Origin of the sequence: Pantoea dispersa (assembly GCF_014155765.1) — a bacterium.
Lineage (GTDB): Bacteria > Pseudomonadota > Gammaproteobacteria > Enterobacterales > Enterobacteriaceae > Pantoea > Pantoea dispersa.
Map to the genome: position 1 here is coordinate 581,199 of NZ_SCKT01000001.1, position 21,635 is coordinate 602,833.

The 21,635-nt window shown below is 59.1% G+C and carries 27 protein-coding genes and 2 pseudogenes; 15 read left to right on the top strand and 14 right to left on the bottom strand.

Annotated elements, in window-relative coordinates:
* Window positions 1-33: 33 nt before the first annotated feature.
* On the bottom strand, window positions 34-198 hold the full coding sequence (locus tag H7K56_RS02795; protein WP_021506344.1) for a hypothetical protein: 165 nt from the start codon (window positions 196-198) through the stop codon (window positions 34-36).
* A gap of 167 nt (window positions 199-365) precedes the next feature.
* Window positions 366-1,886 carry an acetaldehyde dehydrogenase ExaC gene (gene exaC, locus H7K56_RS02800; protein WP_150361711.1) on the bottom strand — a complete coding sequence of 507 codons (1,521 nt, stop codon included), beginning with the start codon at window positions 1,884-1,886 and terminating at the stop codon, window positions 366-368.
* A 272-nt stretch (window positions 1,887-2,158) separates the two neighbouring features.
* On the opposite strand from exaC, the gene H7K56_RS02805 reads away from it, so the two are divergent.
* Window positions 2,159-2,722 carry a class I SAM-dependent methyltransferase gene (locus H7K56_RS02805; protein WP_150361712.1) on the top strand — a complete coding sequence of 188 codons (564 nt, stop codon included), beginning with the start codon at window positions 2,159-2,161 and terminating at the stop codon, window positions 2,720-2,722.
* On the opposite strand, the gene H7K56_RS02810 is transcribed toward H7K56_RS02805, so the two are convergent.
* A complete protein-coding gene (locus H7K56_RS02810; RefSeq protein WP_150361713.1) occupies window positions 2,710-3,423 on the bottom strand; it encodes a glutamine amidotransferase in 714 nt (237 codons plus the stop codon). The two genes, H7K56_RS02805 and H7K56_RS02810, sit on opposite strands and share 13 nt — an antisense overlap.
* Before the next feature lie 186 nt (window positions 3,424-3,609).
* Between H7K56_RS02810 and H7K56_RS02815 the strand changes: the two genes are divergently transcribed.
* Both H7K56_RS02815 and H7K56_RS02820 read left to right on the top strand, forming a co-directional pair.
* Window positions 3,610-4,494 carry a DMT family transporter gene (locus tag H7K56_RS02815; protein ID WP_058757622.1) on the top strand — a complete coding sequence of 295 codons (885 nt, stop codon included), beginning with the start codon at window positions 3,610-3,612 and terminating at the stop codon, window positions 4,492-4,494.
* 46 nt (window positions 4,495-4,540) lie between these two features.
* Window positions 4,541-5,902, top strand: a pseudogene (locus H7K56_RS02820) (CoA transferase).
* Window positions 5,903-5,906: 4 nt separating this feature from the next.
* On the opposite strand, the gene H7K56_RS02825 reads toward H7K56_RS02820, so the two are convergent.
* Genes H7K56_RS02825 through ghrA form a run of 3 tightly spaced genes read right to left on the bottom strand, consistent with a single transcriptional unit; the run spans window position 5,907 to window position 8,187 of the window.
* Complete coding sequence (locus tag H7K56_RS02825; protein WP_104092832.1) at window positions 5,907-6,464, bottom strand: TorD/DmsD family molecular chaperone; 558 nt, start codon at window positions 6,462-6,464, stop codon at window positions 5,907-5,909.
* A gap of 27 nt (window positions 6,465-6,491) precedes the next feature.
* On the bottom strand, window positions 6,492-7,229 hold the full coding sequence (locus H7K56_RS02830) for a phosphatase (RefSeq protein ID WP_150360936.1): 738 nt from the start codon (window positions 7,227-7,229) through the stop codon (window positions 6,492-6,494).
* 19 nt (window positions 7,230-7,248) lie between these two features.
* Entirely contained in the window at window positions 7,249-8,187 is a 939-nt protein-coding gene (ghrA, locus tag H7K56_RS02835; RefSeq protein WP_150360937.1) for a glyoxylate/hydroxypyruvate reductase GhrA, read from the bottom strand.
* A 206-nt stretch (window positions 8,188-8,393) separates the two neighbouring features.
* Between ghrA and treA the strand changes: the two genes are divergently transcribed.
* Both treA and H7K56_RS02845 read left to right on the top strand, forming a co-directional pair.
* Window positions 8,394-10,070, top strand: a complete 1,677-nt coding sequence (gene treA, locus H7K56_RS02840) for an alpha,alpha-trehalase TreA (RefSeq protein WP_150360938.1) — start codon at window positions 8,394-8,396, stop codon at window positions 10,068-10,070.
* Window positions 10,071-10,314: 244 nt separating this feature from the next.
* Window positions 10,315-12,411, top strand: coding sequence for a TonB-dependent siderophore receptor (locus H7K56_RS02845; protein WP_150360939.1), 2,097 nt, complete (start codon window positions 10,315-10,317; stop codon window positions 12,409-12,411).
* Window positions 12,412-12,473: 62 nt separating this feature from the next.
* On the opposite strand, the gene H7K56_RS02850 is transcribed toward H7K56_RS02845, so the two are convergent.
* Window positions 12,474-12,722, bottom strand: coding sequence for a GlsB/YeaQ/YmgE family stress response membrane protein (locus H7K56_RS02850; protein WP_150360940.1), 249 nt, complete (start codon window positions 12,720-12,722; stop codon window positions 12,474-12,476).
* A 184-nt stretch (window positions 12,723-12,906) separates the two neighbouring features.
* Here H7K56_RS02850 and H7K56_RS02855 point away from each other — a divergent pair, with 184 nt between their 5' ends.
* Entirely contained in the window at window positions 12,907-13,641 is a 735-nt protein-coding gene (locus H7K56_RS02855; protein WP_058757616.1) for a flagellar brake protein, read from the top strand.
* 89 nt (window positions 13,642-13,730) lie between these two features.
* Window positions 13,731-14,858, top strand: a complete 1,128-nt coding sequence (locus H7K56_RS02860) for a mechanosensitive ion channel family protein (protein WP_058757615.1) — start codon at window positions 13,731-13,733, stop codon at window positions 14,856-14,858.
* 15 nt (window positions 14,859-14,873) lie between these two features.
* On the opposite strand, the gene emtA is transcribed toward H7K56_RS02860, so the two are convergent.
* Window positions 14,874-15,503 carry a membrane-bound lytic murein transglycosylase EmtA gene (gene emtA / locus H7K56_RS02865; protein WP_072208615.1) on the bottom strand — a complete coding sequence of 210 codons (630 nt, stop codon included), beginning with the start codon at window positions 15,501-15,503 and terminating at the stop codon, window positions 14,874-14,876.
* Between the two features lie 163 nt (window positions 15,504-15,666).
* On the opposite strand from emtA, the gene ldcA reads away from it, so the two are divergent.
* Complete coding sequence (gene ldcA / locus H7K56_RS02870) at window positions 15,667-16,590, top strand: muramoyltetrapeptide carboxypeptidase (RefSeq protein WP_150360941.1); 924 nt, start codon at window positions 15,667-15,669, stop codon at window positions 16,588-16,590.
* A 23-nt stretch (window positions 16,591-16,613) separates the two neighbouring features.
* Window positions 16,614-16,862 (top strand): annotated as a pseudogene (locus tag H7K56_RS02875) (MBL fold metallo-hydrolase); the annotation flags it as partial.
* On the opposite strand, the gene H7K56_RS02880 reads toward H7K56_RS02875, so the two are convergent.
* Together H7K56_RS02880 and H7K56_RS02885 are read right to left on the bottom strand one after the other, a co-directional pair.
* Window positions 16,852-17,229, bottom strand: a complete 378-nt coding sequence (locus tag H7K56_RS02880; RefSeq protein WP_150360942.1) for a GNAT family N-acetyltransferase — start codon at window positions 17,227-17,229, stop codon at window positions 16,852-16,854. The pseudogene H7K56_RS02875 and the gene H7K56_RS02880 sit on opposite strands and share 11 nt — an antisense overlap.
* A 21-nt stretch (window positions 17,230-17,250) precedes the next feature.
* Window positions 17,251-17,634 carry a hypothetical protein gene (locus H7K56_RS02885; protein WP_150360943.1) on the bottom strand — a complete coding sequence of 128 codons (384 nt, stop codon included), beginning with the start codon at window positions 17,632-17,634 and terminating at the stop codon, window positions 17,251-17,253.
* 219 nt (window positions 17,635-17,853) lie between these two features.
* Here H7K56_RS02885 and H7K56_RS02890 point away from each other — a divergent pair, with 219 nt between their 5' ends.
* Window positions 17,854-18,210 carry a DUF4186 domain-containing protein gene (locus tag H7K56_RS02890; protein ID WP_010617204.1) on the top strand — a complete coding sequence of 119 codons (357 nt, stop codon included), beginning with the start codon at window positions 17,854-17,856 and terminating at the stop codon, window positions 18,208-18,210.
* A gap of 18 nt (window positions 18,211-18,228) precedes the next feature.
* On the opposite strand, the gene H7K56_RS02895 is transcribed toward H7K56_RS02890, so the two are convergent.
* The gene (locus H7K56_RS02895) at window positions 18,229-18,408 is read right to left on the bottom strand and encodes a hypothetical protein (protein ID WP_031279245.1); all 180 of its coding nucleotides are present in this window, start codon (window positions 18,406-18,408) and stop codon (window positions 18,229-18,231) included.
* A gap of 203 nt (window positions 18,409-18,611) precedes the next feature.
* On the opposite strand from H7K56_RS02895, the gene H7K56_RS02900 reads away from it, so the two are divergent.
* Together H7K56_RS02900 and H7K56_RS02905 are read left to right on the top strand one after the other, a co-directional pair.
* A complete protein-coding gene (locus H7K56_RS02900) occupies window positions 18,612-18,941 on the top strand; it encodes a hypothetical protein (RefSeq protein ID WP_021506365.1) in 330 nt (109 codons plus the stop codon).
* A 61-nt stretch (window positions 18,942-19,002) separates the two neighbouring features.
* The gene (locus H7K56_RS02905; RefSeq protein ID WP_150360944.1) at window positions 19,003-19,551 is read left to right on the top strand and encodes a hypothetical protein; all 549 of its coding nucleotides are present in this window, start codon (window positions 19,003-19,005) and stop codon (window positions 19,549-19,551) included.
* A gap of 24 nt (window positions 19,552-19,575) precedes the next feature.
* Here the strand turns inward: H7K56_RS02905 and H7K56_RS02910 are convergent, their stop codons facing one another.
* On the bottom strand, window positions 19,576-19,782 hold the full coding sequence (locus H7K56_RS02910; protein ID WP_021506367.1) for a DUF2767 family protein: 207 nt from the start codon (window positions 19,780-19,782) through the stop codon (window positions 19,576-19,578).
* A 180-nt stretch (window positions 19,783-19,962) separates the two neighbouring features.
* Here H7K56_RS02910 and H7K56_RS02915 point away from each other — a divergent pair, with 180 nt between their 5' ends.
* Window positions 19,963-20,211, top strand: a complete 249-nt coding sequence (locus H7K56_RS02915; protein ID WP_021506368.1) for a DUF883 family protein — start codon at window positions 19,963-19,965, stop codon at window positions 20,209-20,211.
* Window positions 20,212-20,245: 34 nt separating this feature from the next.
* On the opposite strand, the gene H7K56_RS02920 is transcribed toward H7K56_RS02915, so the two are convergent.
* Window positions 20,246-20,443, bottom strand: coding sequence for a hypothetical protein (locus tag H7K56_RS02920; RefSeq protein WP_150058304.1), 198 nt, complete (start codon window positions 20,441-20,443; stop codon window positions 20,246-20,248).
* A gap of 100 nt (window positions 20,444-20,543) precedes the next feature.
* On the bottom strand, window positions 20,544-20,741 hold the full coding sequence (locus tag H7K56_RS02925) for a DUF6404 family protein (RefSeq protein ID WP_021506369.1): 198 nt from the start codon (window positions 20,739-20,741) through the stop codon (window positions 20,544-20,546).
* 268 nt (window positions 20,742-21,009) lie between these two features.
* Between H7K56_RS02925 and H7K56_RS02930 the strand changes: the two genes are divergently transcribed.
* Both H7K56_RS02930 and H7K56_RS02935 read left to right on the top strand, forming a co-directional pair.
* Window positions 21,010-21,192, top strand: a complete 183-nt coding sequence (locus H7K56_RS02930) for a type II toxin-antitoxin system HicA family toxin (protein ID WP_010617212.1) — start codon at window positions 21,010-21,012, stop codon at window positions 21,190-21,192.
* Between the two features lie 39 nt (window positions 21,193-21,231).
* Window positions 21,232-21,624: a type II toxin-antitoxin system HicB family antitoxin gene (locus H7K56_RS02935; RefSeq protein ID WP_022548759.1), complete on the top strand. Its 393-nt coding sequence runs from the start codon at window positions 21,232-21,234 to the stop codon at window positions 21,622-21,624.
* Window positions 21,625-21,635 lie beyond the last annotated feature (11 nt).

Sequence of the window (21,635 nt, forward strand, 5' to 3'; positions counted from 1 at the left end):
CGGATTTTTTTTGTCTGCCAGCCCCTGCGGCGCTCACACACCGCGCAGCTGCACATCCAGCAACAGATCGGCATCGTCGTCGTTCTGGCCAATCACGTAGATTGCCTGGCGGCCCGGCAGATTTACGGTAATGATATTCTCTTCGACCGCATCCAGCACTTCGTCGTGCTGCTCCTGAAAGTGGTACAGGGTGTTCATCTTCTCTCCTTAAAAATGGTGCGTTACTGTATAAACTCACGTCTCTTAATATCGACAAGACGCGTCTTAATAACAGGGGGAATAATCTGTTTTTTCTGTCAGCACTGTGACAGGGCTGTGTGACGTTGCCATGAAGGCGGCAGCGGCGCGCACCGCTGCCGGTTAAATCAGAAAAAGCCGAGAGGTTGCGTGCTGTAGCTGACCAGCAAATTTTTGGTCTGCTGATAGTGATCGAGCATCATTTTGTGGGTTTCACGGCCAATACCGGATTTTTTATAGCCGCCAAACGCGGCGTGCGCCGGATAGAGGTGATAGCAGTTGGTCCAGACGCGACCGGCTTTGATCGCGCGACCTACGCGGTAAGCACGGTTGATATCGCGCGTCCACACGCCCGCACCGAGGCCGTAAATCGAATCGTTGGCGATGGTAATCGCTTCCGCTTCATCTTTAAAGGTCAGCACGCCGACCACCGGTCCAAAAATCTCCTCCTGGAAGACGCGCATGCTGTTATCACCTTTCAGCAGCGTCGGCTGAATGTAGTAACCGCTGGCAAACGCCTCACCGATTTTCTCCACCCCGCCGCCGTGCAGCACCTGCGCGCCCTCCTGCTGCGCAATCTCCAGGTAAGAGAGAATTTTGTCGAACTGCTGCTGCGACGCCTGCGCGCCGATCATGGTCTCAGTGTCGAGCGGATCGCCACGCTTAATGGTCTGGATGCGCTTCATCACCGCCGCCATAAACGGCTCAAAAATCGACTCCTGCACCAGCGCGCGTGACGGACAGGTACAGACTTCGCCCTGATTAAGGAAGCCCAGCACCACGCCTTCGGCCGCTTTTTCGATGAAGCTCTCCTCCGCCTGCATGATGTCTTCGAAGAAAATGTTGGGCGACTTGCCGCCCAGCTCGACGGTGGACGGGATCAGGCTTTTTGCCGCCAGCTCAAGAATGTGGCCGCCGGTGGCGGTCGATCCGGTAAAGGCGATTTTGGCGATACCCGGATGCGAAGCCAGCGCCTCGCCGGCCTCTTTGCCGTAGCCGTGCACAACGTTAATCACGCCCGGCGGCACCAGGTCTTTAATCAGCTCCATCAACAGGGTAATGGAGAGCGGCGTCTGTTCAGCGGGCTTCAGCACCACGCAGTTACCGGCACCCAGCGCCGGCGCCAGTTTCCACGCCGCCATCAGCAGCGGGAAGTTCCACGGGATAATTTGTCCGACGACCCCAAGCGGCTCATGAAAGTGGTAGGCGGCGGTGAATTCGTCGATCTCTGCCGCGCTGCCTTCCTGGGCGCGCACGCAGCCGGCAAAGTAGCGGAAGTGGTCAACCGCCAGCGGTAAATCAGCCGCCAGGGTTTCACGCACCGGCTTACCGTTATCCCAGGTTTCATTGACCGCGATGGCTTCCAGATTGGCTTCCAGCCGGTCGGCAATTTTCAGCAGCAGCAGCGAACGCGCCTGCGGCGAGGTTTTGCCCCATGCGTCCGCAGCAGCCTGTGCGGCGGCGACGGCGTTGTCGATATCCTGTTTATCCGAGCGCGGGAATTCGCCGATGGTCGAGCCGTTGATCGGCGTGGTGTTAACAAAATAGTTACCGTTTACCGGCGGAACAAATTCGCCGTTGATGAAGTTGCCATAACGCGATTGCAGGTGGATGAGAGAACCGGTTTCTCCCGGAGCAGCGTAACGCATGGTGTTTCTCCTTGCGGGACAGAGTGGCGATTAACAACATTTAAACTTGTTATTAACATTGAGCGAACAATGCCAGCCTGTCAGATCGCTCAGCGGGAAACTGTGACCGCATCGAAGGAAAAGAGGGCATTAAGAAACTGCCCTGCCGTCACGCCATAACCTGCGCCTGTCGCAGACAGATAATTCCGAGTTTGGCCATAAGCGTGATGAAAAGCGGAACATGTGCGATTTGTGCGGTCAATATGAAGCAGACCCGTGAACAGGAGAACAAGATGCTGGCTTCAGCCCTGATGGTAATGCGCGCCAAAGCGAACTTCGTTCAGCAATTTATCCGCAATCCGCGCAAAATGGGCAGCATCACGCCCTCCTCAGCCGCCCTGTGTCGCGCCATGTGTGAAACGGTCAACTGGGAGCACAGCCTGCGCATTGCCGAGCTGGGCGCCGGCGACGGCGTGCTGACCCGTCATCTGCTGGCACATATGGCACCGCAGGCGCAGCTGGATGTGTTTGAAATCAGTCCCGAGCTGGTGAAAGGGTTACGTCGCTGGAACGATGCGCGCATGCAGGTGCGCGCCTGCTCCGCAGAGTATCTGTCCGGGGAGTACGACGTGATTTTTTCCGGCCTGCCGCTGCTGTCGCTGCCGCCCGTAACGCGCGACGCCATTCTCAGCGCAGTGCATGAAGGACTGGGGCCGCGCGGCGTGTTTGTCCAGTTTCAGTACACCTCGCTGACGCAGCCCAGCCTGTCACGCTACTTCACCTGGCAGCGCCAGCGGGTGCTGAAAAATATGCCACCCGCCTGGGTTTATCGCTGCACGCGGCATTACGCGCCCTGAGCCTGCGCCTGCGGGCGCGTTTGCTGCCAGAAACGCTGCAGCAGCTCGCGCGCCCAGTCTTCGCCTGACAGCTGCGCGCCATCATCGCTAACGCCGGAAGGCAGACAGGCGGTCATGATGTTATGGTCGAACTCCGGATGGAACTGCACCGACAGCGCCTGCGGCGAATAGCGCAGGATCTGACAACCATCCAGCGCTGAACGCGCCAGCACCTGTGCCTGCGGCGGCGGTACCAGCACCGACTGGCGGTGCGACAACCACGCCGGGAAGGCCTCCGGCAACTGTGCCAGCCACGGATCGCGGTGCGGGGTGCGCGTCAGGGTTTTCAGCCCGCGCTCCCAGCCGTTCGGGTTATCGCCCACTTTACCGCCCAGCGCATAGGCCATCAGCTGATGACCATAGCAAACGCCGAGCAGCGGCAGTTGCGCGTCGATGGCCGCACGAATCCAGGCGGCGGTGCGCTCGCTCCAGTCGGCGTGATCGGTCACCATCGCCCACGAACCGCTGAAAATCGCACCGCTGATGCCAGAGAAAGCCGGCAGCTCTTCCCCGAGATGCGGCCGCACAATGACATAATCATCCGGCTGTAGCGCCAGGGCTTCAATAAACCACTGTGGTTGTTCACCAATTTTTGCCACCACCTGCGGCGGCGGCGTTTCGAGTTGAATCAAAGCAAGGGGTAAGGTGCGGGTCTGTGTCATGCCGAATACGGTCCTCAAATGATCGTGTTTCGGACATCCACTCTGACAGTAAATTTGCCCCCTGTCCTGGATTTTTCGGCATAAGCTAATGCCATTACGAAAAAAAGCGTCGCCCGCGTGCGCCAACCGATCGCCTTCGTGCCATCATTAGACGGTGACAACATCGATAAAACAAAGGACAGCAGCGTGGCGGTGCGGCATTTTTTTCTGGTTCTGATGGTGGTGTGCATCTGGGCGTTCAATAACGTGGCGATAAAGTGGGGATTGCTGGAGCTTCCGCCACTGTTTCTGACCTGGATGCGCTTTGTGGTGGTGGCTATTGTGCTGGTGCCGTTTTGCCGCATCACGCGCGCCCAGCTGCCGTGGCTGCTGACGCTGGCGTTTACCTTTGGCTTCATGCACTTTTCGCTGCTGTTTGTCGGCATGCGCTATACCGATGCCGGCACCGGGGCCATTGTGGTCCAGCTGGGCACGCCGATTGCCATGCTGCTGGCGATGGTAGTGCTGAAGGAGAAACTGCGGCTGGTGCAGCTGTGCGGTATCGCCATCTCGCTGGCCGGGGTGGTAGTGCTCTCCGGCAGCCCGACAATTCCGGCGTGGTGGGTGCTGTGTATTCTGCTGTGCAGCGCCACTGGCTGGGCGGTGAGCAACATGATTGTGAAAAAGTCACCGCCGATTAAACCGCTGACGCTCACCGGCTGGATCTCTTTCCTTGCGGTGCCGATTGTCGGCGCGGCCTCGTGGCTGACCGAATCGCAGCAGTTTACCGCGCTGAGCCACGCCGGCTGGCGCGGCTGGTTTGGCATCCTGTACAGCGCCCTCGCCTCGTCAATTGTCGCCTACACGCTGTGGTACGCGCTGCTGAAAAAATATAACGTCAACCTGATCATGCCCTACTCGCTGCTGACGCCGGTGCTGGCGGTACTGATGGGCGTGCTGGTGCTGGGCGACAGCATGAACAGCTTCAAAATTCTGGGTGCGTCGCTGGTGGTGCTGGGGACGGCGATTGCGGTGATTAACCTGCGTAACCTGCGCATGCATGCCCGCTTTCCGCGTCTGCGCCGCCGCTAATCCACTCTGCTATGCTTGAAGCTCGCGTGTTTTCCGGAGGTTTAGCATGGATTCTCAACGCACTGCCGCATTGTGGCAGCAACTGTGGCAGGGATTGCGAGGTGCGGAACACGCGCCAACGATCCACTTTATTCAGACCGACAGCTTCCCCTCGGCTTTTGCCGTTAGCGAACTCGCCGCCACCAGCATCGGCCTCGCCAGCCAGGCGCTGAGCGATCTGCTGGGGCGTCCGGCCCCGGTCAGCGTCAACGTCCGCCTGGCCTCGCGCTGGTTTCAGCACAGCCTGACGCCGCTGAACCGTCCGCCAGCCGCCCAGTGGGATGCGCTGGCCGGTGACTATCCGTGCGAGGATGGCTGGATCCGCCTGCACACCAACGCACCGCATCATCGCGCCGCCATGGCGCGCGTGCTGGGCGAGCACGCCGAACGATCATCGCTGGCGGCGGTGGTGGCACGCTGGCAGGGACACGCGCTGGAGCAGGCCGTGGTCGACGCCGGCGGCTGTGCCGCCTGGATGCGCAGCTCACAACAGTGGCAGCAGCACGCGCAGGGGCTGGCGGTAAGCGAAGAAGCGCTGATTGCCCAACGGGCAACCGGCGAAGCGCCCACGCCGGGCTGGGCGCTGCTGCCGGCGCGACCGCTGCTGGGCGTGCGGGTGCTGGATCTGACGCGCATCATTGCCGGACCGGTAGCGACCCGCTTTCTGGCCAGCCTCGGCGCGCAGGTGCTGCGCATCGATCCGCCCGGCTGGCGTGAACCGACGCTGGAAGAGGAGATCAACTGCGGCAAACGCTGCACGCAGCTGGATATCAAAACCCGCGCCGGGCGCGATCGGCTGATTACGCTGCTACAACATGCGGATGTGCTGGTGCACGGCTACCGCGCGGATGCACTGGAAAAGCTGGGACTGGATGCGGAGAGCCGTCAGCGGCTGGCGCCGGGGCTGGTGGATGTCAGCCTCAACGCCTGGGGCTGGCACGGGCCGTAGCGCAACCGGCGCGGTTTTGACAGCCTGGTGCAGATGGCCTGCGGCATCGCCGAACAGGGTATGCGCTGGCAGGCAGGCGTTAAACCGACGCCGCTGCCGGTGCAGGCGCTGGATCACGCCACCGGCTATATGATGGCGGCCGCGGTGCTGGAAGGATTACGCCAGCGCCGAATTAACGGCACCGGCTGGCAGGCGCGTTTGTCGCTGGCGCGTACCGCGCTGCTGCTTCAGCAGCACGGCGCAGCGCCACAAGGCGAACAGCGCGGCATTACGCCGCAGCCGCACGATGCGCTGAGCGCGCTGGAGATCAATCGCTGGGGGATTGGCGAGCGCCTGCGCGCCGCGGCTTATCTGCCCGGTACGCCGATGCTGTGCGCGGCACCGGCGCAGCTGCCCGGCAGCAGCCATCCCTGCTGGTGACGACTCAGGCGTCGTCGCCCTCTTCACGCAGTTCGTCATACATCGCCTGAATCGCCTCACGGCTCAGCGCCGCCAGCGTGCGATAAAACGCGGTGGTGGCGTGGGCTTCCACTTTACCGAGGAAGGCGCCGCACCACGGCAGCAGGTAGTCATCGAACAGCGCCAGCTGGGCCGCCGCCTCATCTTCTGCAGACTGATCTTCCAGCCAGGAGGCCGCCAGCAGCAGCACGCCAAAGTGATCGGCCGGCGACTCGCTCAGTGGCATACCGCGTGAGGTTAAAAACGCCCGCACCTCGGCTTCCTGCGGTCCGTTCGGCCACTGTGAGGCGTACGGCGGCACGCTGCAGTCGCTGCCGACGAACAGCGCGTTGTAATCCGCCGCCAGCGCCTGCGGATCGCTATTCTGCTGCAGCCGGGTCAGCAGTTCATCCTGCTCCAGCGGCCACTGTTCTTTCAGTTTGCCTTCACGCAGCAGGGTGAACAGCGGCACCAGCAGCGGGTCCTGCGGCTGGCGATTAAACAGCGAGCCGATGACGCGGCAGAGAATGGAAAACTCATTCATGCAACAGAATTCCTTGAGGCAAAAAAGTTAAAAGTCGGCAAATTCCGCAATGTGTTTGCCGGTGCGCTGTTCGAGAAAGTCGAGCAGGCGACGCGGCGTGACATTTAACACGCGATCCTGCGGAAAATCCACTTCGCGCGTAATACGCAGGCAGTGTTCGAAATGGCCAAGCGTAAAGGCAGTGTGCGAATCGGAGCCAAACGCCAGCCGGCCACCGGCGTCACGCACCGCTTCCGCAATCGCACGGCAGTTAGGTTCACTGCCCGGACGCGAATGGGTAAACGACGAGTTGTTGATCTCCAGCGCCACATCGTAGTGCGTGGCGGCTTCCGCGATGGCGCGAATATCCACCGGGAATTTCGGGTTGCCCGGATGGCTGATGATGTGCACCAGTCCGCTGGCCATGGTGGCGATCATCGCTTCGGTGTGGTGAGCCTTGTCGCGCGGCGCATAGACCGGCTCGTGGAAGCCGGCGACGATCAAATCCAGCGCATCCAGCATCGGCCCGCTGCAATCAATCTCACCCTGCTGATTTTTGATGTTGGCTTCAATGCCGCGCAGCACGCCGACGCCGTCAATCACGCGCGGCCAGATGCGCATATTCACAAAATGCCAGTAGTGCGGCGCATCGGCCATGTCCGGACCGTGATCGGTAATGGCGAACAGCTTCAGGCCGTTCTGTTTCGCCTGCGCGACGTAATCGTGCAGCGTGCTGTAAGCATGGGTGCTGGCCACGGTGTGCATATGTAAATCGACGGGATACATCCTCTTCTCCTCTGCTGAATTAATAGCCGCGCTGGCGATCGACCAGACCGCGCGGCTGTTGGCCCTGCTCCAGTGCCGTGATGGCACCGGCGATATAGTCCATCGCCTCATGCGGCAAGGTGGTGGCGGCATTATGCGGGGTAATCATTACATGTGGATGAGACCACAGCGGACTCGCGGCCGGCAGCGGTTCCACCTGGAATACGTCCAGCGCGGCGGCGGCCAGCTGACCGCTCTCCAGCGCCGCCAGCAGATCGGCCTCTACCACGTGCGCACCGCGCGCGAGGTTGAGGAAACAGGCGCCGCGCGGTAGCGCGCTAAGAAACGCGCTATCGATCAGGTTGCTGGTTTCCGGCGTGGCGGGCAGCAAATCAATTAATACCTGACTGTCAGCGAGAAAATCCGCCAGCTGGTCGCGGCCGTGAAAGGTGGTGACACCGGCTATCTGCTTCGGCGAGCGGCTCCAGCAGCGCAGCGGGAAGCCCCACTGCTGCAGGCTCTCCAGTACGCTGCGGCCGAGCACGCCGGCCCCCAGCACGCCAATGGTAAAATTAGCACGTTCGCGGTCCGGCAGCGGCTGCCATAGCGCCTGTCGCTGCTGCTGGTGATAGTCGGCGAAGCGGCGGAACCAGCCCAGCACGCACCAGTTCGCATACTCCTGCATCTGGCGTGCCATGCCGGTGTCTTCCAGCCGGTAGAGCGGCACCGCGTCAGCCAGCATCTCAGGGTGCGTGCGCAGCTGCCGCAAAATTTCGTCCACGCCGGCCCCCATGGCGAATACGCCACGCAGCGCCCGTCCCGCCAGCATCTCCACCGGCGGCGATCGCACAATGGCGTAGTCGGCAGGCGCACTGTCGCCCGGCTGCCACTGGCGGATGCGCACTTCCGGCAGTCGCTGGCGCATGCCGTCCAGCCACGGCTGCGGATTCAGCGACGGGTGATACCAGATGATCTCCATACTGCTCTCCTTTTTTTCTTTCAGCCTCAGTCAAATAGCGGCGCAGGGCAAGTAAAAACCCGCGCGGCACCGCAATTTTCCGGCGATTAATCGCGAAGGCTTCACATTTCCGCCGCTGCAAAAGGCTAAGCGGCGCGTTAACGTCTAAAGTTGTTCGGGTGGTCAATGCGTTAGCGCACCACCTTTTCGGACAAGGAGAAAAACCGATGATAAAAAATGTAGTGTTTACGCCTGCGCGTCTTACCCTGTTGCTCAGCGCGGCGCTGCTGAGCGCGTCTGCTGTGCACGCTGAGGATAACAGCCGCATGCTCAGCGCCCAGCCGCAGCCGCCGGATGTGCGACTCGGCCCACTATTCAGTGCCGTGCAGCAGGCCAGATTTTATCCGGACCAGAAAACCTTTGCCGATGCGGTCCCCAAATATGATCCGGCGTCGATTCTCGCCGACTGGCAGATGCAGAAAAATCAGCGTAATTTCGATCTCAGGCGCTTCGTGGACACCAACTTCATCCTGCCCAAAGCGCAGGTTAAATACGTGCCGCCCGCCGGCCAGAGCCTGCGCGCGCACATCAATGGCCTGTGGCCGGTGCTGACGCGCAGCACGCCAACGGCCAGCCAGTACGATTCGCTGCTGCCACTGCCGAAACCGTACGTGGTGCCAGGCGGGCGTTTCCGCGAAGTCTATTACTGGGACAGCTACTTCACCATGCTCGGGCTGGCAGAGAGCGGCCACTGGGATCGGGTGCAGGATATGGTGGACAACTTCGCCAGCGAGCTGGACAAGTACGGCCACATCCCTAACGGTAACCGCAGCTACTATCTCAGCCGCTCGCAGCCGCCGTTCTTCAGCCTGATGGTGGATTTGCTGGCCAGCCACAAGGGAGACGACGTCTACCGCCAGTATCTGCCACAGCTGCAAAAAGAGTATGACTACTGGATGGCGGACAGTGACAAGGTGGCTGCCGGCCAGGCGAGCAAGCGCGTGGTGAAGCTCAGCGACGGCACCCTGCTCAATCGCTACTGGGATGACCGTGACGTGCCGCGCACCGAATCCTGGCTGGACGATGTCAACACCGCGAAAAAAGCGCCTGAGCGCAATAAACAGCAGGTGTATCGCGATCTGCGCGCGGGCGCCGCCTCGGGCTGGGACTTCAGCTCACGCTGGTTCACCGATGCGCACAATCTGGCCTCGATTCGCACCACCCAGCTGGCCCCGGTGGACCTCAACAGCCTGCTGTTCCACCTGGAGCAGACGCTGGCGAAAGCCGCGAAGCTGGCAAAGCAGAATGACAAAGCGCAGCAGTTTGCGGCGGATGCAGAGAAGCGCCAGGCGGCGATCAATCGTTACCTGTGGGATGACAAACAGGGCTGGTATGCCGACTACGATTTCCAGAAAAAGCAGGTGCACAATCAGCTCACCGCCGCCACGCTGTTCCCGCTGTATATGCAGCTGGCGGGCGACAAACAGGCGGAACGCACCGCTGCCGCAGTGGAAAAACAGCTGCTGAAACCAGGCGGGCTGGTCACCACCACGGTAAACAACGGCCAGCAGTGGGATGCGCCTAACGGCTGGGCCCCGCTGCAGTGGGTAGCGGTCGAAGGTCTGGAGCACTATAAGCAGAACCAGCTGGCGCAGCAGATTGGTCAGCGCTTCCTGCAAAATGTGCAGCATACTTACGATCGCGAGCACAAGCTGGTTGAGAAGTATGTGGTCGACGGCGCCCAGCTGGGCGGTGGTGGTGGCGGCGAGTATCCGCTGCAGGACGGTTTTGGCTGGACCAACGGCGTAACGCTGAAGCTGCTGGATAAGTATTGTCCGAAAGATAAAACCTGTAACAGCACACGCGACATCCCCTCAATGCCGACGCTAAACGCGGCGAAATAACCCTGACGTCAGGTGCGCCGCCGTGCGCACCTGCTTCTCAGGCCCGATGCCACAGCCAGGCGATGGCCACGCCCGGCGCTGCGGCATCCCCCTGCGCATCACACTTTTCCATTACTTATCTTTTACATCTTGAAACACCCCTTACTAAAAGATAATAATTCTCAATCTTAAAATGACTCTTTTTCTCATCATTAACCGCCGCGCTGGTGTGGTGCGGCTTTTGTTCTCAGCCAAAGGAATCATTATGACCGCGCTGTTCCCCCTCAACCGTGGCCGGCTGCTGTGCGCGCTGGCGCTGGCGTTTCCGGCACTCGGCGTAGCCGAACCCTCTCTGGTGGTCACCGCACAGCCGCAGGAGAGCGCCACCTCGCCTACGGCGGGCTATCTCGCCACCCGCAGCGGCGCCACGAAAAGCGATCGTCCACTCGTCACCACGCCGCAGTCCATTTCCGTGGTGACGCGTCAGCAGATTGACGATCAGGGTGCGCAGGATCTGAACCAGGCGCTGGGCTATACCCCGGGGGTTTTCACCAACTTTGGTGGCGCGGCCACGCGTTACGACACCATTTCGCTGCGCGGTTTCCACGGCGGTGATGTCGACAACACCTTCCTTGACGGTCTGCGCGTGATGAGCGACGGCGGCAGCTTCAACATCCTGCAGGTGGATAACTGGTTCCTTGACCGCATCGACGTAATTAAAGGCCCCTCTTCTGCCCTTTATGGCCAGACGGTGCCGGGCGGGCTGGTGAACATGGTCACGAAGCGGCCGCAGTTTGCTTCACAGGGCCATTTACGCTTCGCCACCGGCAGCAATGCCAGTAACAGCGCCGCCTTTGATTACACCGACGCAATTAACGATCAATGGGCGTATCGCCTGACCGGCATCACGCGCAACAGCAATACCCAGTACGATCACACGCGCGAAGAGAAATACGCGCTGTCACCCCAGTTGCTGTGGCAGCCGGATGAAGACACCAGCCTGCTGCTGCGTGCTTATCTGCAAAAAGATCCCTCAGGCGGCTATCATGGCTCGGTGCCGGCGGAAGGCACGCTGTACAGCCACAATGGCCGCTGGCTGAGCGACGGCTTTTATGAGGGCGACAGCGCGCTGGATCAGTTCAAACGTCATGAGCAGATTTACGGCTACGACTTCTCGCACCGTTTCGATGAGGTATGGTCGGTGCACAGCACCGGCAGCTACAGCCATTCCAGCGTGGCGCTCGACCAGGTTTACCAGATTGGCTGGAACAGCGACAATCCGGACCTGCTTAATCGCTACTACTCCGGTGAGCGCTCTTCGCTCAGCGCGTGGGCGACCGATAACCAGCTGCAGGCGGAGTTTGCCAGCGGTGCGCTGCAGCATCGCGTCACGCTTGGCGCGGAGTATCACCGCTACAAAAATGATTTGAGCGACGCCAGCGGTGCTGCCTCACCGCTGAATGCCTGGAACGGCGAGGCCATCGGCAGCCAGCCGGATTACCTCTGGACAGCGCAGACGCGCCGCTACTATCAGAGCGGCCTCTATCTGCAGGATGAGATGGCGTGGCAGCGCTGGCATCTGGATCTGTCTGGTCGCTATGACCGCATCGTGTCAGAGAATGGCAATAGTCGTCGTCAGGACGATCACGTCAGCGGCCGCGCCGCGCTGCTGTACGCCTTTGATAATGGCGTGTCGCCGTACGTCAGCTGGAGCCAGGCGATTACCCCGGCTTCGCTGACCGATCCCGACGGGAATCAGCTAAAACCGACCACCTCAGAACAGTATGAAGCCGGGGTGAAATACCAGCCGAACGGCACGCGCGATCTCTACAGCGTGGCCCTGTACGATCTGACGCAGAACGATGTGGCCAACCGTAACGTGCAGGACGGCACCTACACCCCGTCCGGCAAAGTGCATGCACAGGGCATTGAACTGGAGGCGCGCAGCCAGCTGACCGAACGGTTCAGCACCGTCGCCGGTTATACGCTCAACCATCTGCGCTTTAAGGATTCCGTGGACGGCAACGATGGCCATACGCCGTACGTCACGCCAAATAGCATGGCGTCACTGTGGGGGCATTATCAGTTTGATTACGGCCTGAGCGCGGGTGCCGGGGTGCGCTATATTGGCCGCCAGTGGGCCGATAACGAAAACACCACCCGTTTGCCGTCGGTGACCCTGTTTGACGCCTCACTGCGCGCCGATCTGGGCGCGTGGCAGTCGAATCTGAAAGGTGCCTGGCTGCAGCTGAATGCCCGCAATCTGACGGATAAAAAGTATCTGGCAGCCTGCTACGGCACCGGTTACTGCTATCGCGGCGCGGAGCGGACGCTGACCGCCACAATCGGCTACGATTTCTGACGACATAAAAAAATCCGCAGCCCCGGACGGGGCTGCGGATCTTGTTGAATCGTGATTTGGCGTCAGCTGCGGACTTTACGGTAGATCCACAGCACCACAATGGCACCGATCACCGCGACCACAAAGCTGCCAAAGTTGAAGCCGTCGACCCGGCCAAAGCCGAACAGGGTACTGATCCAGCCGCCCACCACCGCACCGACAATCCCGAGTACCACGGTCAAAATAAATCCGCCGCCATCTTTACCTGGCATGATCCATTTAGCGATAACCCCGGCAATCAGACCAAAAATAATCCATGAAAGAATACCCATTTGCTGCTCCTTACGTTATGAATCAAGGTGTTCATCGCGCTAAGTATAGCCGGGAATTTTTTCTCTGCTACATCAACATCATGATGAATTCGTTCACGCCGGCTAAAGCTTTTACCGCCCCGGTCGATAACCGACGAAGAGCAGTGGCACTCGTAAAATAGCAATCGGACAGGTGGAGCAGGACGTGAAAGACGCCGATAAAGAACAATATCTCAAGCGCGGTACGCTGGCGGTGTTGAACGTGATGAAGGATTTGTTGCGTTATCAAACCCTGCTGATGGTCAATTTCTCCCGTGGTCAGTTCATCAGCCGGCTGCTGGCCGCGGATGAAGATCGGGTGATTTTTGATCTCGGCAGCAACGCGCTGGACAATGATTTGGCACTGCAGGGTGGCGAAGTGAATATTGCGGCCGAAACCCACGGTGCCAAAGTGGAGTTTGGGCTGCAGGGATTAACCCGCATCGATTATGACGGCCTGCCCGCCTTTGCCGCCGCGCTGCCCGACCTGGTGTGGCAGATTCAGCGCCGGGAATTCTTTCGCGTCAACGCGCCGCTCGAACCGGTATTTTACTGCCACAGCCAGTGGCCGGACGGCAGCACAGCGCGCTTTCGCCTGCAGGATCTGTCGCTCGGCGGCGTCGGCGTGTTGCTGGATGAGGCGCTGCCGGAAGGTCTTAACCGTGGCGATACCTTCAAAAAGCTGCGCGTTGAGCTGGGCGAATATGGCCAGTTCGAAGTGACCGCACAGCTGCTGCACATCGGCGAGCGCAGCACCGTGACCAGCAAGAACGAAACCCGCATCACGCCGCGGCTCAGCTTCCGTTTTACCGCCATCGAACCGGTGCAGGAGCGTCAGCTGCAGCAGGTGATTTTTGCGCTGGAGCGGCTGGCGCGCGACAAGGCCAATCGCTTCCAGTAAACCGCCGGCGTCCCGCGCGGCGCCAGCGTAGTCTATGCTTTCTCCTTGCACATTCTTTTCACCGGCTCCCAGCAAGGAGATGCTCCCCAATGGAAAACTGGCTTTCTGCCCACCATTTGCAACTTATCTTTCTCAATCAAAACTTCTGGATTAATAGCGCCATCATTGTGTTTGGCACGCTGATTGTTTACTGGCTGCTGCGCACCGTCATTCGCTTTGTCTCTAACCGTATCGCCCACTACAGCGAACAGCGCCACGTGCGCTTCACCGGCATTCTGGTGGAGATTCTGCGCAGCACCAGTCAGCTACTGCTGCTGATCTTCTCGCTGCTAATCACGCTGAAATTTGTCGATCTGCCGGACAGCTGGAGCGTCGCCATCGCCCACGGCTGGTTCCTGGCGCTGATTCTGCAGCTCACGCTGTGGATCGACGGCGGCATTCGCCTGTGGCTGCACTCGTTGCTGCGCGATCCGCTGCACGTGCGCAATCCGGTCACCACGGTGATCCTCGGCATTCTGCTGCGCGTCGTGGTGTGGGTGATGATGCTGCTGGCGATCCTCTCCAATATGGGGATCAATATCACCGCGCTGGTGGCCAGCCTCGGCGTCGGCGGTATTGCCATCGCGCTGGCGATTCAGACGGTGCTGAGCGATGTGTTCGCTTCGCTGGCGATTGGCTTCGATAAGCCCTTTGAGCACGGCGACTTTATTGTGTTCGGCGACATCGCTGGCTCCATTGAGCACATTGGCCTGAAAACCACCCGGCTGCGCAGTCTCGGCGGCGAACAGATTGTCTGCTCCAACACCATTCTGCTGCAGCAAACCATCCACAACTACAAACGCATGCAGCAGCGACGCATCGTGTTTAAGTTCGGGATTAATTACGGCACGCCGGCGGAGAAAGTGCGGCAGATTGGCGGCATGGTGCAACGCATCATTGAAGGCGTGCCGGACACGCGTTTTGATCGCGCCCATTTCCTGTCGTTTGACGAATCGCAGCTGACGTTTGAGGTGGTCTATTTCGTGCTGAGCGCCGATTACAACAAATACATGGACATTCAGCAGGAGATTAACCTGCAACTGATGGCGCAGCTGGAGCAGAAACAGATTCGTTTCGCCTTCCCGATGCGCCGCGTGGAGTTCACCGGCGGCGTGCTGCCGCGCATTAACCTCAGCGATGCCTCAAATGAGGCTGCGGCAGAGCGCGCACAGCACTGAGTCCCGCCAGCGGCATTAGCCGATGGTGCGATAGGCGGTGGTGACTTTCCACAGGTAGCGCGGCGCCTGGGCGGCCGGATGCTTGTTCTGCACGTGCTGGTAGAACTCATCCGGCGTCATGGCGTTGATCATTGCAATGGCGCGATCGCGGTCGCGGGAGAAGGTGCGCAGCAGCGCGCCGGCGCCGTTGGCATAGGAAACAATAGTGGCATAGCGCAGCGTCAGCGGATCGCGAATGCCCGCCAGTGCGGAATCCTGCAGAATCCGGATATAGGCCGCGCCGATATCAATATTTTTCGCCGGGTCGCGCAGTTCGGAATTACTCGGCTGGCCGTGGCGTCCCTGTGCGCGATACACCTCGCGTCCGGCGGTGGCGGCTTTGATCTGCATCAGCCCGACCGCGTTAGAACGGCTTACCACGGTTGGGTTGCCCCCGGATTCGACACTAATAATGGCGCTGATCAGCTTCTCATCAACGCCATAATGACTGGCAGCATCTTCGGTAAACAGTGACCATGCATCATTCACTTTCGACGGCGGCGCCTGGGTTAATGGCGTATTTCTCTCCGGCGTCACCGGTTTTTCCGGCTCGCTGGCACAGCCAGCCAGCAGCAAAGCAGACAGCATAAGTAGTCGAATTTTCACTGATTTTTGGTTCCGCTATAAGATTGGCGCAAGCTATCATAACCATGACGGTAAAAGGTAAAATTACCGTTTATCCTAAATACGTAAAAAACCTTGTGCTACCGTGACTTCGGTAACGCATTTCGTCATCATCGGCAGGCCAACAGACAGCAGGATGGAAGTTATGCTCGCCCCTCGTTCAATACGCCTCATCGCCCCTTCCGGTTATTGTCACAATCAGGACGCCGCCCGCCGCGCGGTGGAGCGCCTGAAGGCGGAAGGCCATCAACTGCAAAACCCGGAAGCCATTACGCGCCGCTGGCAGCGTTTTGCCGGTGATGACGTGCAGCGCCTGCAGGATGTGAATGCGCTGGCGTCACTGGCGTCGCTGCCGGATATCGTACTGGCGGTGCGCGGCGGCTATGGTGCCTCACGCCTGCTCGATCACCTCGACTATGTGGCGCTGCAGCGTCGCCTGCTTAATCAGCCTATTGCGCTGTGCGGCCACAGTGATTTCACCGCTATTCAGCTGGCGCTGCTGGCGCAAACCGGGCTAATCACCTTCAGCGGACCGATGCTGGCCGGCAATTTTGGCGCGGAGGCTTTATCTGAATTTACCGTCAGCCACTTTTGGCAGGCGCTAACATCTCCTACAGTCAATCTGGCGTGGCACAGTGCCAGTCCGGATCGCGGCCGCTGGCAGGGCACGCTGTGGGGTGGCAATCTGGCGATGATCTGCTCCCTGATTGGCACGCCGTGGCTGCCGCAGATTGAAGACGGCATTCTGGTGATCGAGGATGTGAATGAGCATCCGTTCCGCATTGAGCGTATGCTGATTCAGCTGCAGCAGAGCGGTATTCTGGCGCGCCAGCGCGCCATTGTCACCGGCAGCTTCACCAGCACCGCCCTGTCCGATTACGACAACGGCTTTGATTTCGCCACGGTGTGGCAGCGGTTGCGTGACGAGTACCAGATTGCGGTGATCAGCGATCTGCCGTTTGGCCATGATGCCGATACCGTGACGCTGCCGCTCGGCGCCAGCGCCACGCTTGAGATTGACCAGGGCGCCGCGCGGTTAGCCTTTACCGGCCATCCGACGTTGCGCTGACGTGTTGCCGCAGGAGACCGCTATTGAAGCCGCTGTACGAAGACTTGTGGATCTCCACGCCGGAATTTCCCGCCGAAGAGACGGCTAATGATTTAATGATGCACGGGTTTATGCTGCGCCATCCGCGCGGCAACCTGTTGATTGGCCGCGTTGAGCAGCTGCTGGATCATGAAGTGCTCGCGGACGCGGGCGGCGTGATTCGCCACTATTTTACCCACTGGCACGAAGCCGCGCCGGGCGCGCGGGCCATTCAGCAGCGCTTCAATGATAGTGATCAAGGCTAAAACGTAGCGTATAGCCAAGCTTTTCATAAAACGGCCGCGCCTGAAAGCTGGCGGTATCCACCTGGGCGTAACGGCAGCCGCGTGCGCGGGCTTCCTGTTCGGCTGCCTGAATCAGCTGGCTGCCGGCGCCCTGCCCGCGTAACCCATCGCTGACCCACAGCATATCAATGCGTAACCAGTTGCCATAGGTTGAGCCCGTCAGTCCCGCCAGCTTTTTCCCGGCGCCGTCTTTAATGAACACACCGATGGCTTTCATCTCATTGACGTCAATAAAGCGGCTGTTGAAGGCGTTCAGGCCGAGGCGCATTTCATCCAGATCCTGATGCGTGACGCTATCCGTAACGCTTAATTGCATGGTCGGCTCCTTGTGGCGGCATTATGAAGAGGGGTGCTGGCGGTCGTCGTAGCGCTCCAGCGACAGAATATCAGCATCGCGTTTTTCCGTGCGGTTGCAGGGCAACAGCTTATCGCTGTCGGCGTAGACGAAAAAGGTTTCGCCGCTGTTTTTATTCACGATCAGCTGATCGCCATTGCGGAAACGGGTAATGGCGACCTTATTGCCGTCCTGCAGATGCGTGCGCTGCTGCCCGGCGGCAATCTGGAAATGCCGGGTTGGCCACATCAGCGTGCTAAGCCCGTAAGCGGCACGCGATACCGTCATGGTGGGGCGGCCCGGGCAGGTGATCTGGAATTCGCTTTCGCTCCACGCGGGGGCAATCTGGCAGGCCATCAGGAGCGCGGCAAGGGTTATCGCCTTCATGGGGGGTTCTCCACTGAGGTTAGATCATGATTTTACAGGAATTTAATTGGCCAGAGGGTAACATACAACCGCCGCCGGTGCGGTAATCTGCGACTGCGGGTCAGCCAGTGCGGGCAGGAAGAACACCTCCACATCACTGATTTTGTGAGGTTTTATGCGTTCGGGATATCTTTGTAACGAGTTAAGTAAAATGCGCTAAGATCGCGTCAGGAGGATGTTATGCGAGATGAACAGGCATTATTCGCGCGGCTGGCGCAATCGCCGTTTCGCCGCCGCTTCCATTTAGGCGCGAAAGAGCGACAGTACTGTATTGAGAAAGGCCCGGCGGTGATCGACCAACACGCGGCCGATTTTATCCAGCAAAGACTGGCCGCAGCCGAACCAAAGAATGATGGCAAACAGACGCCAATGCGCGGCCATCCGGTATTTATCGCCCAGCACGCCACGGCAACCTGCTGCCGCGGCTGTCTGGCAAAATGGCATGGCATTGCTGCGCATCAGCCGTTAACGGCAGAGCAGCAGCAATATATGGTGCGGGTGATTCACCGCTGGCTGGTGGGTGAAATAAATGGTTAAGACCTGGATGGGATGGAACTACTCTGCCGCGACCTGCGCGGCCACCAGCATCAGCGCCAGTCCGGCATCGTCTGGATCGAAACGCTGCATAACTTCATGGATCGCCGTCACGCAGTTCATCACCTGCTGTTTTTTGTCGGCGTCTAACTTATCAATCGCGTGCTGAAGAATCATTAAACTGGCTTCTTCTTCTCTCATGGATTTACCCTTGTTTTGCTTACCTGGTGCGCAACGCTGGCAAGAATAACGTTTATCTGCTAGCAAAGTCACCCCTTTACATGCTTACCGCTTAACGATTAAACAAATGGCAAATGGGCAGTGGCGTCAGACATGCTATGATCGGATCAGTGGCGCGCATCGTCAGGCCAGCATAAATCAGGGAATGCACCAGGAACAGGACCATGCTAAGACTCAGTTTTCTACTCACACTTATCCTGCTGGCTGGCTGCAGCTCCACGCCGAAAGGCGTCGATTGCCCCGGCGAGGTCGCAACGCTCTATGGTCAGTCGCTGGGCCACACCGAAGGGCGCATTTTCGATTTAGTGAATTCGTTTTCGGTGGCGCGCGATGGCGTAACGCTGAGCAGCGGCGCACTGCACTCCACTGACCGTTTCCGCTATGTCCCTTCTGCCGTGACGCCGGAAGGCTTTTATGCACAGCGGCTCAGCGACAAGCAGTTCCGCCTGATCAACCCGGCGCGTAACACCATGATTACCTGGACGTGTCCATAAGCCGTGCGTGACGCGCGCAGATGGTTTATTGTCAGCGTTTGTCATGCTGCGGACCTGCATTATGGAAAAGAGTCTGGACAATAACGGTTATATCGATTTCCCCTTTCCGGCCACCCGAGACGCGGATGGCTCGGTCAACCCGTGCGGTTTTGACCTGACGCTGGAAACCGATCGCATTGATGAGATCACCGCCGGTAAACATTCTGAAAATTTGCGTCGTCTGCTGGAAGAGGTCAATCTGCAGGATGGCCTGTTTATGACGCTGGCCTGTGACTGGCAGCAGCGCGCAGACGGCGTGTGCGGCTTTCTCGATGTGGCGTTCCGCCCCACGCTGGACTGTAGCAGCGAAGAGACACTGAGCCTCGATCAGTTCTTTGAGATGTATCTGCGCCGCCAGGAGCAGCAGCACAGCATGCCGCGCGACGCGCTGGTCAACTATGCGCGCGCGGTGCTGGACTGGAGCTGGTCGCCGCTGCAGCAGCGCCATCGTCGCTATGAGAAGGTCACCATTCGCTATTACTGCCAGCAGGCAGACGATGCCGAATGGTGTTTTGATCATCTGCGCCACTTCCTGGTGAGCTGGTACCCGGCGTATCGCGGCCAGCAGTGAGGGCGTCCGCGTGACGCCCTGCGCTCAAGGCCGTACCAGACGAATCGCGTGCTCCAGCATACGCTGTTCATCGCGTTCGTCGTGGGCGCGATCGTGGCGCGTACGCTGCAGCAAACGGGCAATCTCCTCCCGTCTGGTTTCATGACCGCACTCGGAAAGGACAATCACCGCATCGCCAATCACCCGGCAAACTTCATCGTAATCGTCTTCATTCAGGATATCGCGTTTCATTTCTCCTCCATTCAGTGAGCGCTGCGTGAGGTTAGCACAGCTTAGCGTGGTCCTTACCAGGTATGGACAGCAATGCCGATTCCTGCAAACCACTGTTACATCCTGAAAAGCCACCAGGTTGCTGGTCTGCACTTCTCTGTCTACGCTGAAAGAGACATTCACCACTCTCAGGGAGTTAATATGACCGATAAAGCGGAAGCAAAATTGAATGAAGCGGCGGGTGCCGTACAGGAAAAATTTGGCGAGTTCACCGGTTCACGCCGCCATCAGGCACGCGGTGCCGCGCGACGCTATCCGGCGCAGGCCAGCTATGCGGTGCAGGATGCAGCAGACTGCGTGGTGAGATCGGTACGCGACAACCCGGCGACCGGACTGGCCGTTGCCGCCAGCATCGGCGTGATTGTCGGTTTCCTGCTGGGCCGTAAATAATCCCCGGCGATCGGGGCCCATATGGCCCCGATACTCAATGCCGCTGCGGCACGCCGTCCCGTCGTTCCTGAATATGTTCATCCGGCGTCTCGGCGACATCTGCCGTACTGCTGTGCCCGGCCAGGTGGCGCCCATGCTGCCCCGCTATCACCACAGGCCCCACCGGTAATTGTGCACTGGCCGCCAGTGATAGCAGCAATAAAAACCATCCCGTCAGTAACGTTCTTCCCATCCTGCCCGCCTTACACGCTGATTAGTGAGCGCTCAGCTTGCCGGATGTCATGCAAATTAGCGTCAGCGCGACGCAAAGCTATGTCGGCAGTTGTGAATAATCAGGCCTGTGCGCGCCGCGCTTTGTAACGCGCCACCATGGTCATTAATGCCTGATAAATCAAACCGGCATACAGGCTCATGACAATCATCATGCCCGGCGTTTTGCCCTGTGCCTGCCAGGAAACAAACCACATAAAAATGCCCCACAGCAGGGAAAAAATCAGCCAGCCTTTCACAAACTTGATCACACCTTGCATAGCACCTCCGGATTGATGAAGGCTGAAGATAGCGGTTCAGCCAGCAAATGGCACGCGCGCCGGTGCCGGGATGTTAACTGTTTCAAAGTTTTACGCAAACCACTATCGCAGCGGGAAAAAGCCGTGGAAAACAGCACGCAGAACGCAGCATCAACGGGTGCCTGTCATGGCCGTCCCGGTTAGTTTGGCCATGACCCGCCGATGTGATGGCAGAGACCGCCTTGCATTAGTGTGTATTGTGTGTATAATTTCACCTACAGGAAGTCCGATGAAGAGCGCGACGCTGATTAAACTGCTGCAAAAGAATGGCTGGAAGCTGGAGCGCATACGCGGCAGTCATCATCAGTTCTCACATCCGGATTTTGCTCATCTGATCACCGTGCCGCATCCGCAGAAGGATATGAAGAAAGGCACGCTGATGCAGATTCTGAAAGACGCCAGGCTGGATTGATCCATGCTGGTTTTATTCCGCTTGCTCAGAGGTGACATGATGCTGTTTCCCGCTTTGGTAGAGATTGACGCTGACGGCTCGGCCAGTGGTTATTTCCCGGATGTCACCGGCTGTTATTTTGCCGGTGATACGCCCGAGCAAACGCTGCAGGATGCGCAATCTGCGCTGCATGCCCACTTTGAACTGATGGCGGAGAAAGGCTTGTTGATTCCGGAGCCGGCGCAGCACTGGCAGCAGGAATTTAGCCAGCCCGGCGTGTGGATCTACGTTGATATTGATGTCACCCGCTATCTGGGCAAATCCGAGCGCATCAATATCACTATGCCGCATCTGCTGATTGAGAAGATCGATAAGATGGTCAGTAATAACGCGCGCTACAGCAGCCGCAGCCATTTTCTTGCCGAGGCGGCACGCAAAGCGCTGGTCTCGTAGCAACACTATTG